The sequence below is a fragment of the Parapedobacter sp. SGR-10 genome (assembly GCF_011030405.1).
Classification (GTDB): Bacteria; Bacteroidota; Bacteroidia; order Sphingobacteriales; family Sphingobacteriaceae; genus Sphingobacterium.
The window spans coordinates 38,966-55,171 of the sequence record NZ_JAAJTJ010000024.1 but is presented as its reverse complement, the minus strand read 5'-3'; the positions used below and the strand labels follow the sequence as shown (position 1 = coordinate 55,171).

Annotated in this window: 7 protein-coding genes; all 7 read left to right on the top strand. The window is 46.5% G+C overall.

What is annotated here, in order from left to right; all coding sequences use genetic code 11:
• Positions 1-19 precede the first annotated feature (19 nt).
• The 7 genes from G5B00_RS14565 (at position 20) to G5B00_RS14535 (ending at position 16,042) form a co-directional block, all read left to right on the top strand.
• A complete protein-coding gene (locus tag G5B00_RS14565) occupies positions 20-1,942 on the top strand; it encodes a RagB/SusD family nutrient uptake outer membrane protein (protein WP_163876953.1) in 1,923 nt (640 codons plus the stop codon).
• Between the two features lie 11 nt (positions 1,943-1,953).
• The gene (locus G5B00_RS14560) at positions 1,954-2,931 is read left to right on the top strand and encodes a DUF5017 domain-containing protein (protein ID WP_163876950.1); all 978 of its coding nucleotides are present in this window, start codon (positions 1,954-1,956) and stop codon (positions 2,929-2,931) included.
• 100 nt (positions 2,932-3,031) lie between these two features.
• Positions 3,032-5,362 (top strand): alpha/beta fold hydrolase, encoded by a 2,331-nt coding sequence (locus G5B00_RS14555; RefSeq protein WP_163876947.1) that lies wholly within the window; start codon positions 3,032-3,034, stop codon positions 5,360-5,362.
• A 4-nt stretch (positions 5,363-5,366) separates the two neighbouring features.
• Entirely contained in the window at positions 5,367-7,730 is a 2,364-nt protein-coding gene (locus tag G5B00_RS14550; protein WP_163876945.1) for a hypothetical protein, read from the top strand.
• Between the two features lie 95 nt (positions 7,731-7,825).
• A complete protein-coding gene (locus G5B00_RS14545) occupies positions 7,826-10,300 on the top strand; it encodes an MBG domain-containing protein (protein WP_163876942.1) in 2,475 nt (824 codons plus the stop codon).
• A gap of 68 nt (positions 10,301-10,368) precedes the next feature.
• On the top strand, positions 10,369-11,259 hold the full coding sequence (locus tag G5B00_RS14540) for a PorP/SprF family type IX secretion system membrane protein (RefSeq protein ID WP_163876938.1): 891 nt from the start codon (positions 10,369-10,371) through the stop codon (positions 11,257-11,259).
• 67 nt (positions 11,260-11,326) lie between these two features.
• Positions 11,327-16,042 (top strand): heparinase II/III family protein, encoded by a 4,716-nt coding sequence (locus tag G5B00_RS14535; RefSeq protein WP_163876934.1) that lies wholly within the window; start codon positions 11,327-11,329, stop codon positions 16,040-16,042.
• Positions 16,043-16,206 lie beyond the last annotated feature (164 nt).

Here is a 16,206-nt window from a genome sequence, read left to right as displayed (position 1 = left end):
AAAATAAATGATGGACATTATGAAGACTATAAAAACTGCCCATGTATTCATAGCGATCTTAGTCGTATCTGTGCTTGGTTCGTGTAGTAAATTTTTGGATCAGCAACCCCTTTCCGACAATGCAAGGGAGAATTTTTACCGCAATGGCCCCCAGGTCAGATCCGCGTTGGCGAGCGTCTACGACGTCTTGGGAAAGACGGAAACCTACGGGAACTATATGCTCGGCCGGATGGGACTGGATGCAGACCAATCCCACTACAGAGCGCATAACACAAATGCTGTGGAGAACAACCTCGCCTCTCCGGGAGATCCCTTAGTGGCTGCCAATTGGCGTACCTGGTACGATGGGATCAACAGAGCCAATCTCTTGTTGGAAAATATAGACCGGGCGGATATGGATGATGAGGAACGGGAAGTGATCCGTGGAGAAGCCTTGTTTTTAAGAGCCTATTATCATTTCTTTCTGGTCACGAATTGGGGAGACATACCCCTGATGACCGCTTCCATCGAGGATCCCTCTAAAGTCTATGCAGAGCGTACCCCTGCTGCAGAAGTGTATAAACAGATCGAATACGATATGAAAGAAGCAGAGAAGCTGGTCAAGACAGCTGCGCAAGTAGGGCATGGTGGGAGAGTCAACAGGTCTGCTGTGCGAGGCATTCTGGCCCGGGTGTACCTGCATTGGGCAGGCTATCCGGTCGGAGACCGCACAAAATATGAGGACGCCCGCGATTATGCTTACAAGGTGATGCAGCCCGATCCCGATGATGGGTTTCAGCATGATCTCAACCCTTCTTTTGAGCAGGTATTTATCAACTATTGTACCGATCAATATGATATTAAGGAGTCTATCTGGGAAGTAGAGTTTTACGGCAATGGGATTAACGACGGTGGTTATTCAGAGACCGGAAGGGTAGGTAGCAACAACGGAATACGGTACACAGGAGATGACGACAAGGGGCATGTGTACAGTTATGGCTACTATAACATTCCAGCCCGTACCTGGTATAGCTATCCGGAACCTGAATCGTATATTTCTCCCGATGAGCGAAGGGACTGGACCATTTCCAACTATACCATAGCAGGTACGCCGGCTTACGAAACGAGGGTCAATATCAGTGTCAAGTGGGGAGCCTCAAGAACAAGTGCCAAATGGCGCCGGGAATTGGAAACCGTACTTCCGAAAGCTAAGAATGCCGGGCCAATCAATTTTCCTTTGTTGCGGTTTTCGGATGTATTATTGATGTTTGCCGAGGCCGAAAACCAAATCCATAGTATGCCGACCCAAGCCGCTAAAGATGCTGTAAACAAGGTGAGAAGGAGAGCTTATGGAAAAGACCTGCCCGGGGAGCAGGTCAGGATGATCATCGTAGGTACAGCTTCAGGTCAAAATGGCGGGACCGGTGCTTTCCCTTCGGGGCCTCCTACGATTACACTTACAGGGGGCGGAGGAACCGGTGCTGAGGCGATCGCATTCGTACATCCTACCAATGGAACTTTGACGCATATCAAAGTGACCAACCCCGGCAGTGGCTATTTTTCGGCACCTACCGTTACGATTTCGGGGGGTACTACAGCCAGGGCTACCGCTTATGTGAGTAGCAGAGGCACTTCCGACTACCAGTTTGATGAGGCCAAATACGGCAGTTATGAAGGTTTTCAGGAACTGATCGAAGAAGAACGTACGCGTGAACTTGCGTTCGAACTGTTGAGAAAAGGAGATCTGGTGCGATGGGGCAAATATGAAGAGTATATGGAGAGGATAAGGGTTGATTTTGTTTTTGGGGATCCTATCCTTGGGATTGCTCCCGATCTTTCTACCAATGGAAATAATTTCCGGAAATATTATCAGAATGCGGGTAGAAAAGATCTGCTATGGCCTCTGCCATCTAACGAAATGGCTTGGAACAGAGGGCTGACGCCGCAGAATTATGGATATTAAATTTATCAATTATGAAAAAGATATTTTTTGCATGGACCGTAATATCACTGACATGGATAATGTCCTGTCAAAAATTTGATTATGAAAAGGCGCTTACCTTTGATGTATCGGTAGAAAAGACGACATTCAAGGTAGGAGAGCCCGTTGTTTTCACGATTACCGGGGGCGACGCGAACCAGATTTCATTTTACTCCGGAGAGTTGGGCAATGCCTATGAGTATCGAGACAAGAACCGGGTAGACGAAGTGAAAGATGTGCATTTTTCTTTCCGTACCCACAATACACCCCCTGGTGCTGAAAACGACGTAAACCATGACCTCTTTATTTCCTCGGATTTTAACGGAAATTACGATTATGCCAGTGTGAGCGCAGCTACCTGGACGCCACTGACTGATTTGTATTATTGGGGAGAGCGAGGTACGTGGCAAAACGTGTGGGCTCACTCGGGTACGCAGGCAATTACTGATTTTATTGATCTAGAGTCGGGCAAGCCGTTTTACCTTGCTTATAGGGTGACTTCCCCCGGAGGGTTTACGGGATCTGTATCCCGAAACTTTAGGGTACAAGGACATTCCCTTATGGTAGAAACTCTGGGACAGAATTATATCGTTTTGGCCAATTATGCAGGCATGCAATGGCAGTTGGTGCATCCTTTTCTGACTCCGGCTGAGATCGCTGAAAATAGTGGGACGGTCATTACCAGTTCCATATTCTTATTTGCCTATTACGGTACGGCGAGTCCATATTATCGGGAAGATTATGAAATGTGGGGGGTGTCCCGAAAATTTGAGATCGGTACAGACATTAACCTTGGAGCGGACAATAGTGTTGCGCTCAAACAATATACTGACTTTCCGATGGAATCACACACTCACTATTATGAACAGCCAGGGGTGTATAAGGTGGTCTTTATTGCAACCAATGCGACCATATCAGACACAAAGCAGGTTGTGAAGGAATTGGAGATCACTATCTTGCCGGAGGAATAGATTATGGGTTAGTTAAATAAGCTTTCGTCTCATGGGAAAAGAAACAAAAATCATGTATCCTCATTAATGGAAAAAGCAATATAAAAAATACACGGAAGTAATGAGAAAGATCTATTATGCATTTTTAATGTTGTTTGCGTTTTCATTTGTCAATCATGTGCATGGGCAGGAAGATCGTACGATCAGACAGCAATATTTATCCGATCTGAAACATATTATTATTGATCAACGGTTTCAGGCCAATACACGTAGGGCTACCCATCAAGACAGTACCTGGGTAGAGTGGTTGGAAAGGAGTGGGGAGCTGCCACCCGATTTCTCCAAGATGAAATCCACACCTTTTTTGCCCGATCCATTGGTCTATGAAAAGGACGGAAAGGAGTATCCCATCAAGACTAAGGAAGAATGGCAGGACAAAAAACAATGGATCAGGGAACAGTACAAATACTGGATTTCAGGAAACTTTCCAGAAGCTCCGAAAAACATGAGTAGCGAAATCCTGCTGGATTCGGTCGGTGACGGAGTTCGTATTCAAAAAATCAGATTGAATTTTGGGCCATCCCAAGCGGCTAAATTGCATATGGAACTGTGGCTACCGCTTGGTGGAAAAAATCTACCTGTCTTCATGACCCAATATACACACCTGGATTGGGGGCGCTTGGCCCTGCGAAGAGGATATGCTGTATGTACTTATGCAGCTAGTGACAATTGGGATGATACGCAAGCATTTCAAGCTATCTATCCCGATTATGATTTCAGCATGTTGATGCGGAGGGCCTGGGGAGCTTCACGTGTGGTGGATTATCTCTATACAAGACCCGAAATCAATAAAGAGCAGATTGCCATCACCGGACATTCCCGAAACGGCAAACAGTCGCTTTGGGCTGCGGCGTTTGATGAGCGTATCGGGGCTGTCGTGAGCAGCAGCTCAAGTACCGGAGGGGATGCTCCCTGGCGATTTGGAGATCCGCAGTACGCCAGCGAGACACTGGATCTGGTCGTTGCGGCCAATGTACATTGGTTTCACCCCAGATTACGGTTTTTCTTTGGTCATGAAGATAAATTGCCGGTAGACCAAAATTCCTTGGCGGCACTCATTGCACCACGTCCTTTACTGTTTCATTATTCGGTGACAGAACGGGGACTGAATGCCTGGGCAAATGAACAAAACTACTATTCGGTCAAGAAAGTGTACGATTTTTTTGGTGAAGGGGATCGGGTCGGCGTCCATACCCGTAGAGGAGAACATGCGGTAGCAGCCCGGGATGTGGAGTTTACTTTAGATTTTTTAGATAAACATTTCAAAAGAAATGATATAGTTTGGCACAATAGATTGTTTTATGCTTATGATTTTGATGCATGGTTTGCCCGCAATAAAGCATTACGTGCAGAGGCCCAGAATCTAAAAACGGTCGCGGTAAAACCTACATATAAAAATATGGAGGAGTTTGAACGGGACAGGACAGCGGCAAAACAGAATCTTCAATGGTTACTGGGAGACAGGCCGGGAAGTGTCCTGCCGGATAGGGTAGATATTTCTATCAAGTCCAGATATGACTGGCTGGAATCTATTATTGGCCGACCAGAACCGAAAAACGGCATAGCAAAATATTATGGTCCTTATACCGCTTTTGGCGATCATTTGCCGGTCAGGATCTATTATCCAAAAAACGCACAGGGAAAACTCGAAGAAAAGAAATACCCCGTCGTTATATATCTCCATCAATATGCCCATTCTACAGGCTATTCCAAAGGATATAACAAACTGAATGGCGGTCCATCCAATCATATACTGTTTGGCCAACTGTTGGCCAAAGGTTATGCGGTAGTAGCTTTTGATCAATTTGGGTTTGGTACCCGAATGGAAGAGGCGGTTGGGTTTTATAACCGGATTCCCGGTTGGTCCAAGATGGGTAAGATGGTGGATGATGTGAAGGCCGTATTAGATGGGCTAAGTAAAATCCCCGAAGTAGATGAAAACAATGTTTTCGTATTGGGCAATACGCTTGGTGGCACCGTAGGCCTGTATACGGCTGCTTTGGACGAAAGGGTAAAGGCCTTGGCCTCGGTATCGGGTTTTTCACCCTATCGCACATCCAACAGCCAGTATGAATCCCTCCGTAGTATGTCGCATTTGCATGGCTTCATTCCGCGCTTGGGACTCTTTGCGGATATACCTGAAAAAGCTCCGGTAGATATGGAAGAGATCTTATCCTGTATCGCTCCTCGGCCGGTGATGGTGGTGGCACCTACCTTAGACCGTTATGGAGATACCGGATCTATTATACAATCCGTAGAAAAAGCGAAAAATGTATACGCTTTGTACGGCAAAGATGCGGGCTTACAGTTGTATCGTCCTCGGGACATCAATTGGATTTCACCAGAAACCTTAGAGACAGTCATTAATTTTTTTGACGGATATAAAAAATAATTAGATGAAGAAGCATTCTTTCCATAATCAAGATCAAGAAGGGCTGTTCAGCCGTCGCAAAATGCTGTCCGTACTGGGAGTCGCAGGACTATCAGGCATGTCTACCACGGCTGTTGCCCGTGAGAAGGAAATACAAAAGAAAGCTGACAAGAGCCCTTGTATTTTTTATGACAGTGTCGTGGAAATGAAGCAAGACCGGTCGCTCAAAGAAGGAGACTATATAGAGACCAAGGGTTATTATGAAGCCGGAGATGGAGGACATGCCAAGTACCAGGTGATCAAATCACCGGAAAAGGCCGATGAAGGAGGGATTATTGCGCTGCGCAGTGGCTTGGCGGCAGAACTCATCAATGTGGATAAGGTAAACTACAAGATGTTTGGCGCCAGATCGGATGGGAAGAATGACGATGGTGAGCAGATCAAAGCCGCACACCATTATGCCAATGAGAACGATATTCCTGTTGAGAATACAAGAGGGGATTTCTGGATAGGAAAAACGGATGACATCGTCATACAGACGGATGTACATTGGGGTAAGACCATTTTTCATATTGATGAAAGACAGAATACACGCACAGCTCGGTTCAAGGTCACCGGACGACGGGAAAGTGTAAAGATAACATTATCTGATACGGACAAAAAAGCCGTGCTGGAAGCGCTGAAAAACAAAGATACCAACATCCCGGCATTGACCAGATATGCAGATAGCTTGATCGTCATTGTGGATGCTAATGATAAGGTAGGGGCTCGTCAAGGGGGAAATGCTCATCCCGGTAGAAATAAGCAAGACTTTTTTGTGGTAGAAGAAGATGGACGGATTTTGGGAGAGGTATTTCTGGATTTCAAAGACTATACTTCGCTGACGGCCTACCCTGCTGAAAGATCTTATCTGACCATAGAAGGCGGTACGTTTTTTCTCAGTGGACATAGTTCGGATGTATTGGATAAAGGTTATATGTCCAATGGTATACAGGTACAGCGTAGCAGAACCATTATCAAGAATCAGTGGGTGGGTGTGGAGCCTGGAAACAAAGATATTGCTATGCTCTCCAGGAGCGGTTTTTATTCCTTTTCGAGGGCTTACGATCTACAGCTAAAAAATGTTCGCTTGATTCCTTGGGAAAAGACGAGAGGAACAAAAGAAACGAATGTACCGCAGGGTACGTATGGCATTTCGGGCAATGTCATTATGAATGTGCTCTTTAGCAATATCACAGCAGAGGCGGGAAGGATACACTGGGGAGTATTTGGTACCAATTATACGAAAAATATCCGTTTGGAAAAGTGTACTTTAAATAGATTTGATGTGCATTCTTATGGGTACAATATTCATATTCTAGATTCGCAAATCGGGGCAAAAGGCATTACAGTGACTGGAGGTGGGGAGTTGCGTGTAGAAAATAGTTCTTGTCGTGGATCGGCTATCATCACATTCAGGAGCGATTATGGTTCCAGATGGGACGGTGATATACTGGTCAGAAATTGTACCTATTATCCCGCGGGAGTAAGTGCAGGTGCCTTGTTGAGGTATGCAACTCGAGATGTAGATTATATGTACAATATAGGGTATGGCCGAAGTATCACGATTGAGGATGTGAAGATTGATTACGAGGAAAATGCAGCGTCAGGTACCGTTTTTTGGCTTATCGCTGTGTCCTCGATAAAGTCATACGAAAAGAGTGGGAAGCTGTTCTTTCCTGATCATATTGTACTGAAGAACATTTCTGTGAAGGGGCGTGAAAAAGGAGTACGGATCATGAGAGTACCTTCTCCTGACAGTTTTTTGCTGCCAAAGAAGTTTTCTTATGACGGTTCTTTTTTGTCTTGCAATGCGAAGATTCTTTTGGAGAATATCCAATTGGAGCATACCTCTCTCGGTGGCTCGCATATTTCTTTCGATCCGTTGAATGGAACACCGGATGAAAAAAGCCTGGTGCCTTTTGTCAGGATCAAGGATTGTGACAATGTGATCTGCAATATGGGAAGGAACTTAGGAGAACTGGTGTTGGAAGATAGTGTTATCGACCATGTGAGCTTGGGAGGCGAGGAAAAGTACCAGGGATCAGTGACTTTTGTAAACTGCAAGTTCCGGCCGTATTATGCAAAAGACAAAGTACTGAGACTGGATACAGTTTTAGGTACCAGTTTTGTGAACTGCCAGCTGTTTCTACCCCAATATTCGGATACAGCTCCGGAGGATTTGCTTACTTTATATAGTGATTTTATGAAAATCAATGGAAAAGTCCGATTTAACCATTTGGGGACAAGACTGGGACAGGATGTGTTGAGCTATCTTAAAAACAAAAGCGTGCAGCTTTCACCGGAGTTTATCGTCCGGCTGAAGGCTCATCATGAGCTGGAAGATTAATTGATAATTGAAAATGGAGAGTTGAAAATTGGGTCATTTGAGAATACTGCCAACTGATAACTGACCACTGATAACTAAAATAAAAACTAACTGATATGAAGAAAACCAATTACCCAAGAATTTACCGACCTATTCGTTGGCTGGGTGTACAGCGTTGCAATGCTGTTGTCTCGGTCGTATTGTTGGTGATCATGGTATTGTGCTCTGGCCTGTCTGCAATAGCGCAGAACACATATTATGTAAATGCTTCCAATTCCAGCCCTGGGGACGGTCTATCCTGGGGAGGAGCTTTTGCGGATTTACAACAAGCGTTGGCGGTAGCCTCTAGTGGTGACCAGATTTGGGTCTCCAAAGGTGTGTACAAGCCTACGGCCGATCCGGCAAATCGTGAGGCTACTTTTCTACTCAAAAATGGTGTAGAAGTGTATGGTGGCTTTGTCGGTACGGAGTCTACATTGGACGGACGAAACTGGGAAACCAATGTGACCGTCTTATCGGGAGATATCGATGGCGACGACACGGGCACAGATGGTATCATCACCGATCCGGTAAATCAGATTAAGGGTGGTAATAGTTACACTGTGGTAACAGCTTCCGGTGTCAGTAGCACGGCTGTACTGGATGGTTTCGTAATCACGGGAGGTAGCGCTGATGATGCAGCGGCAGGTAATACTGCCGCAGAAAAAACAGGCGGAGGGATCTACAATAGTACAGGAAGCCCTACATTGAGGAATCTGGACATTCGTGGAAACCAAAGTGACGGGCACGGAGCAGGTATATATATATCGGGAGGAATCACCAAGCTGACCGGTTCTAAGATCAGAAATAACAGAGGTATCAGTGCCACTGCTGCTTATGGAGGAGGTATATATATAACAGGAGGTAAACTTGCTGTTGTCAATACTGAAATAGCAAACAACACGGCGTCTCATGGAGGTGGATTCCAGGATTGGGGTCTCTCAGAAAGCACATTGACCAATGTTTTGGTGTATGGCAATACTGCAGTTGGGAGTGCCGGGTGTGGAGGGGTACGTGGCCGTCAGGACTGTAAGCTTACGTTGACCAATGTGACGATCGTGGGCAATAGAGCCGCTGGTGCCGGGCCGGGGCTGCAAAGCCCTGCTACTCATAATCTTACCGTTCACAACAGTATTGTATGGGGCAATTTAGATCTTGATGGCGTTGTTGTGGCTAATTCAAACAGTGGTACGGTCAATGTCGGCAGTCATAACCTGATCCAGACTACAGCTACCGGTGTTGGTAATATTACCGGTATCCCATCGGGATTGACGGTAGACGATATCTTCGTTGCGTCCTCAGACGGGAATTATGCGTTGCTGGCAGGCAACTTGGCCATCGACGCAGGAAGCAATGAGAGATTGTGGGAAGGCATACAGCTCGCGGAAGGCCATAGCAATCCTATGCCCGGCAACCTGGCGGATGCCGCTTGGGGTACAGATCTGGCCGGTGGAGCCCGGATATTGACCAATACGGTGGATCTGGGTGCTTATGAGCACATACCATCTGCTGTTCCTGCATTGCGGGTATTCTGGAACGGCGACGCTGTGCCGTCTACTGGACTGGAGCTCTCCTATGGTGATCAAGGTACCTTGACGGTAACCACCACCGGCGACGCAGTGCCGACGATGGTTTCCGATCCATTGCTGAGCTTATCATCTGCAACCGGTCCTGCCGAAGCGACTGCTCTTACTATTGGAACAGGGCAGTTGACGGTTACTTCTGCGGAAACAAATGATTTTGAAGAGGCTATATTGGTTTTGGATGTACGGATAGTACCTAAAGAATTGATCGTGACGGCCGATGCCGTTAGCAAAGCACATGGCGAAAATGACCCACCACTTACCTTTACGGTAGAAGGATTGGTCAACAATGATCAGCCAGCAGATATACTGACCGGGACGCTGACCAGACAGGTAGGAGAGGATAAAGGAACCTATCCGATAGAACAAGGTACACTGGCTATAGTAGAGGGCAACGAAAATTACACGCTGCGTTATGTGGAAGAGAATTTTACCATCAATGGATTGTCACAGGAGATCACCTTTGATGCCCCCGAGCTGATAGAGTTGCGTACAGGTGTACTTGCATTGACTGTATCTTCAAGCAGTGGGCTTCCGGTCACGTTGGTAGTAGATGATGCCAGTGTAGCGAGCCTGTCGGGAACCAACTTGAATTTGCATACTATCGGTACAGTCTTTGTAACGGCTACACAGGAAGGCAATGGTATGTATGAACCTGCGGAGCCTGTGCGGGCAACAATCCGGATAATAGATGATCTAGTACGTGTACATCCTGCAGTTTCGCCGGATGGAAACGGTATCAATGACTTCCTAAGGATTGAAGGCATTGAGAAATTCCCGGATAATCAAGTTACAATTTTTGACCGTACGGGCAAGGTGCTGGATCGCATATTTGGATATGACAATCACCAGAATATATTCACAGGAGAAAAACTCCGTCACGGAACGTATTTCTATCGTGTGAGTGTGACAGTCAATGGCGAGCGGAGAAATTATCAGGGATTCTTCGAACTGAAAAGGAAAAATTAGATGTTAGTAGTCAGTGGTCAGTCCTAAGAAACTGATCACTGATAACTTCAAAAAAACAATTTATTCTAATGAAAAAACATATAACCCTTATCATTGTAGGTATATTGCTTTCTCTGCCGTATGTGGGGAAAGGACAACACGGCTTGAGCTACAACCAGTTCGGTCAATTTCGAAATTCATTCAATGGTTCGCTGAGTATGATGGATCCCCAGGGAGGGGCAGCTGTACTGAGTCGTCTGCAATGGATTGGAATGGATGGTGCCCCACGGGCGTATTGGGCGAGTGGCCATGTAGGTGTCAAATCTTTGGGAATCACGATTGGAGTCGATGTAAAACAAGTTAGGCTCGGTGCTACTCGTGACAGTGAGGTAGGGGGCTATATAGCCTCAAAGGTACGATTGTCCAAGGATGAATACCTAGGCTTGTCCGTGGGTGGTGGTCTGCTCTTCCATAAGTCCGATTTTTTCGATTTGGACATGACCGATCCTGCTTTCCGGGATGATGTCCGTAACTTTCAGGGTATGATGAGTCTGGGGACGTCCTATTTTAAGGAAGATAAGTGGTATATAGGTTTTTCTATTCCACGGTTGGTATTGGATAAGCAACGTCAACAAGAGGATTACGATTTTCGCCAGGTATATTATGCTACAGGGGGTATCCTGTTTCAAGTCAATGAAGGATTTCATATCAAACCTTCTCTTATGCTGAGTCACATGGAAGGGATAGAGACCCGCTTTGATGTCAATGCGTTGGCTTTCTTTGCACAAAGATTTGGAGTAGGGATGGGGGTACAGAACCAAGGAGACCTGTCGGGGCTGCTGCAATTCAATATCAAAGATTTCGGTATTGGTTACAGCTACCAGTTCAATGTGAGCAGCAGATCTGCTAATCAGCGTATCACCAACAGTACACACGAGATCGGACTGCGGTACCGGGTCGGAGGCATGAAGATGTTGTAGGGGCATCCGCTACCTGGAGGATTTCCCCCTACAACATGACTTCTCAACCTGTTAAAATAAATTAGATATGGTGAGCGACAAAGGTAGGATAACAGGAGGTTTATCCCTTCGATATAGAATGCTGATTTTTTCTATCGGTTGTTTTTTGATGAATAGTCTGTACGGAGGCTATTTAGGGTCACGGGAAGCAGGCCTATATGCTGAAGCAAAGGTGTATACGACCACTCCGGTGTACAATTATCCTGTTTTTTCTACGGATATCGGGGATTTTTATTCCGGCATGAATCTGCAGTACCTGGATATGCAGGACGTAAAAGATGCCGTAGATATAGGAGATTACCCGAAAGCCGGCGAAGAGTTGCGCGCGTACTTCATCAGAAACAAGGCGCTTCGGGAGAATGTCCTGGGTATACCTGCACAGCAGACCAGCAGTACCAAACCGGCTGCTGCGGAAGCGCTGCTGAACAGAACGTATACCTTTCAGGGAGTCACGCATACGTTTGAAAATGGAATAGACTGGCTGTATAACCCGACCGGTAGGAATGGTATCGCACTAAACCCTGAGTGGGTGGTGAATACTGTGAGGTTTAGGGGGTTACCCGTATTGGCAAATGCTTATCGGACGACCAAGGATGAACGTTATGCCGTGGAACTGGTTTACCTCATGACGGATTTTATCAAGAAATTTCCTGTTCCGTTAAATGAAACACATTCGGGAGGTATTCCCTCAGAATTTGACAATCTAATGTACAGCAAGCTTTCGGTATCTTCCAGATTGAGAAGTACGGTGTATTCGCTGTTTGCCATTATAGAATCCCCAAGCTTGGATGACGACAGCTTTGTCACCATTATGCAGGGTATCTATAACCATCTGCTGAGAATGGAAAAGTTCCCTTATCTCAATTATCACAATATGGGGGTGGCGGATGCTAAGGTAATCCTGGAGATGGCGGTTGTCCTTCCGGAACTGAATAAGTCCCAAGAATGGATGGACTGGGGCTGGGAAAGGGGGCTTGACCAGATGAATGGTGTGGTCTATCCGGATGGAGTCGAGAAAGAACTTTGCCCAAGCTACCACACGGGGGTGATGAATAATTTTGCAAGCTTTATGGAAATCGCTAACGCTGCGGGAAATGAAGTTCCGTCCGTATTTGTACAAAAGCTTCAAAAGATGGCTGGATTTCTGATGAACCTTGCCAGACCGGATGGCTACCTGCCTGCATTTAACGAAGTAAAGCAGAGCGATGGAGCCAGTACAGCCGTGAGGAGCAGGGTGAGGAATATCGCTAATGCAACGAACGAGAATGGTGTGCTCAGGTGGTATGGGAGTAGTGGAAGTGAGGGAACACCACCGGATTATACGTCGATGTCATTTGATTGGGCCGGATATTATGTGATGCGGTCGGGTTGGGACAGAAATGCCAACTATATGGCTATCAAGGCAGGTCCTTATGGCACGGCTCATCAGCAAGAAGATAAGTTGAGCTTCGAGCTATCTGCCAACGGCGAACCTTTTTTGATCGATCCCGGTTTTTATACCTATGACAGCGGTAGTATCTGGAGAAAATATTTTAGATCATCCCTAGCGCACAATACGGTTGTCCCTAATGGATTGAGCCAAATGAGAAACCATCAGCGCAGTCTGTGGGAAAATGACAGGCCGAATGAAGCGATATGGCTCACCAATGAGAAATATGATTTTTTGAGTGCGAAATATGAAAACGGATATGCGGATATCATTCATATAGCAGGGAGTACACCTAGCGTGCTGCATGAGTTTGGGCATCAGAGAGATGTCTTATTTATCAAGCCGGGGCTATGGTTGATGATCGATTGGATGGATCCGGGCAACTCGGACGAGAATCTGTATGAAGCCCTGTTTCAGAGCCAGTATCCTATGACTGTATCGGGCAAAAATCTTTTTATCCGAGGCAATCAATCTGGTCTTTATATCTTGCCGATAGAGCAGGAAGGGCAGGAGCTTCAAGCTAATGTGGTGTCGGAGCAGATAGAGCCGATCAGAAGGGGGTGGATATATAAAGCGGACAGTGATCAGCTGGTTTCGATGTCCGCCGGAGCAGTTGCTCAAAGAGTGATCGGTAAAACCGTACAAGCTTATTTTATTGTTCCAGGGGAAAGAACAGGATCTTCCGCTTATACCGTACAGACATTTGCAGTAGAAGGAGGGGGAATTGGTGGACAGCTGACCGGCCCGGACGGCAAGACATTGACTTTTATTGCACAGCAACAACCGGGCAATGAGATCTCCGGCAATGGCCTGGTCACCAAAGAACGGATCTGTATTGTAGAGGGCGATGAACAATGGGAGGTAGAGCAGGACCAGAAGGTTCATTATGTCAATGCCGAAAATACTGCCCCTGGAGATGGGCTGACTTGGGAGGGAGCTCATACAGGTTTGCAGGCGGCATTGGATAAAGCGAGATACGGCGATCAAATATGGGTGGCCAAAGGTGTGTATACACCAATAGTTCCGGTAGATCCGGTCCATGTGACCGTTGCTGAGCGACAGGCTAGCTTTCGCTTGTCAAACGGGGTGGCCGTTTACGGTGGTTTTACCGGTGTTGAGACCAATTTGGACGAACGCGACTGGAAAAATAATCTTACCATATTGTCCGGGGATATTGACAGAAATGATGAGGCCATCATCATCACCACCCCGACTGCACAGATCAAAGGCAAGAATAGCTATAATGTGGTTAATGTGTCCGGTATGGGCAGTTCCGCAATATTGGATGGCTTTACCATTACAGGAGGCAATGCGGATGATATAACATTCACCGGAGCAACTGACAAAGAACGAACAGGTGGCGGTATTTACAACAGTGGAGGAAGCCCTTTGCTGAGAAATTTAGATGTTTCCGGAAACCAGGCTGATAGTCGGGGTGGAGGTTTGTATGTTGTCAACGGGACGGGACATACTGTATTGACTAATGTAACGATAAGAAATAATAGAGTCACGGCAGCATCCAGTCTCGGAGGCGGAATATTCAATGCAGGTAGGATGACTATCACTAATTCCGAGATAGCTAAGAACGTGGCGGGCTATGGTGGCGGTTTCCACACATGGGGAGCAACATCGACTACAATGGTGAATGTGCTTATTTACGGCAATGAGGCTATCCATACCAGTGGGACCGGTGGGGGCATACGTGCCGATGGAGCTGACCTTTTGAGCTTGACGAATGTGACCATCTCCGGCAATAAAGCAGCTACGGGGGCAGGAATCAGAAACCAAGTACGGGGCAGTACCGGTATTAATGCGCTGCCTATAATAAACAATTCCATTATATGGGGTAATACTAATTTATCGGGGACTGAAAATAGTACCATTAATGTTAGTAATGTAAATGCCAGCAACGGTATCAATGTCGGGGTCAACAGTGGCAAAAGTAACAACAACCTCATTAATGGCAACGACGGAGGCAGTAATATCGCTGATATCCCTTCGGGCTTGACGGTAGGGAATCTCTTTGAAGCCCCTGCGGCCGGAATTTACCTCTTACGAGAAAGTAGTCCGGCTATCGATGCGGGTAGCAACGAAGTACTATGGTCTGCCCTGCAATCCTCAGGAGGCGGAGAAGGGAACCCTATGCCTACGAAAGGCATTGATGCTGCATGGGGTACAGATCTGGACGGCAATCGGCGTGTACAGGGGGCAAAGGTAGATATCGGGGCTTTTGAACGGTCATACGCCCGGGAAATCCCTGTGCTGAACGTGCTGTGGAATGAAAATGAGGTGCCCGAAGTTGGGATAAAGCTCCGTTATGGCGATACCGGGATACTGAAAGTCATCCACAGTAATACTGATCTACCAGCTCCGGTAGTGAGTGTGGTATCGAATCCTGAGCCTGAGCCATTGCTTCATTTTTCAATTCCTTCTCCCGGTACTTTCGATGCCACGGCCATCCGCAGCGGGGAAAGCACATTGATCGTCAGTTTGGAAGAAACGGATTTCTTTGAAGGTGTAGAGCAGGTGCTGAATATACAGGTAGATCCTGTAGAGGTAGTGGTGACTGCAGCCATACAACACAAAGTATATGGTAAAGATGATCCGGAGCTGACTTTTACGGCAGTCGGACTGATAAACGATGATACGGAATCCACAGCATTCAGCGGATCGCTATCCCGGGAAGAGGGGGAGAACGTAGGCGTGTATGCGATTGGACAGGGTACACTGAGTTCGAGCAATTATACCATCCATTTTACCGGAGCAGAATTTTCTATAACCAAAGCCGGACAACAGATCAGTTTGTCGGCACCAGGGGAGGTTTTGCTGAGTGATGGCGTGGTGGAGCTGCCTGTTTCGTCCAATAGCAATCTCCCGGTGACACTGGCGGTAGATGATGTGACGGTGGCTACGGTATCAGCCCATAGCCTTGTTTTGTACCGAGGAGGTTTGATCGTTGTGACGGCTACGCAGGCAGGTGATGATAACCATGAGCCTGCCGATCCTGTCAAAGCAACGATTGAGGTAGTCAATGACAAGGTTGAAGCGGTTCAGGTAAATTCCGCGCTATCTCCGAATGGAGATGGGATCAATGACATACTGGTCATCCAGGGCATCCACCGTTATCCGGACAACAAAATGATCATATTTGATCAGTACGGTAAGGTTCGGGCAGAGATTGTGGGATATGACAACCGAAGGAATGTGTTCTCTGGTGAGGGCACTTTGGATGGCACATATTTCTACAAGTTGGAATACCTGGATAAAGGCCGACGTAAACGAATGCAAGGTTTTTTTACCCTTAAAAGAAATTAGCGCTTACCGTCCTAAGTTTTAAAAGTGTAGTTAGGACAAGATAAATAGGTATGCGCATAAAAAGTTGAATGAAAGCTTGGTGGGGATGGAGAGAAACGTTATATTCAGTAACGTAAACGAGTATATTTTGATTATTTCACCTAAATGAGCCTGCAGAAATAGAT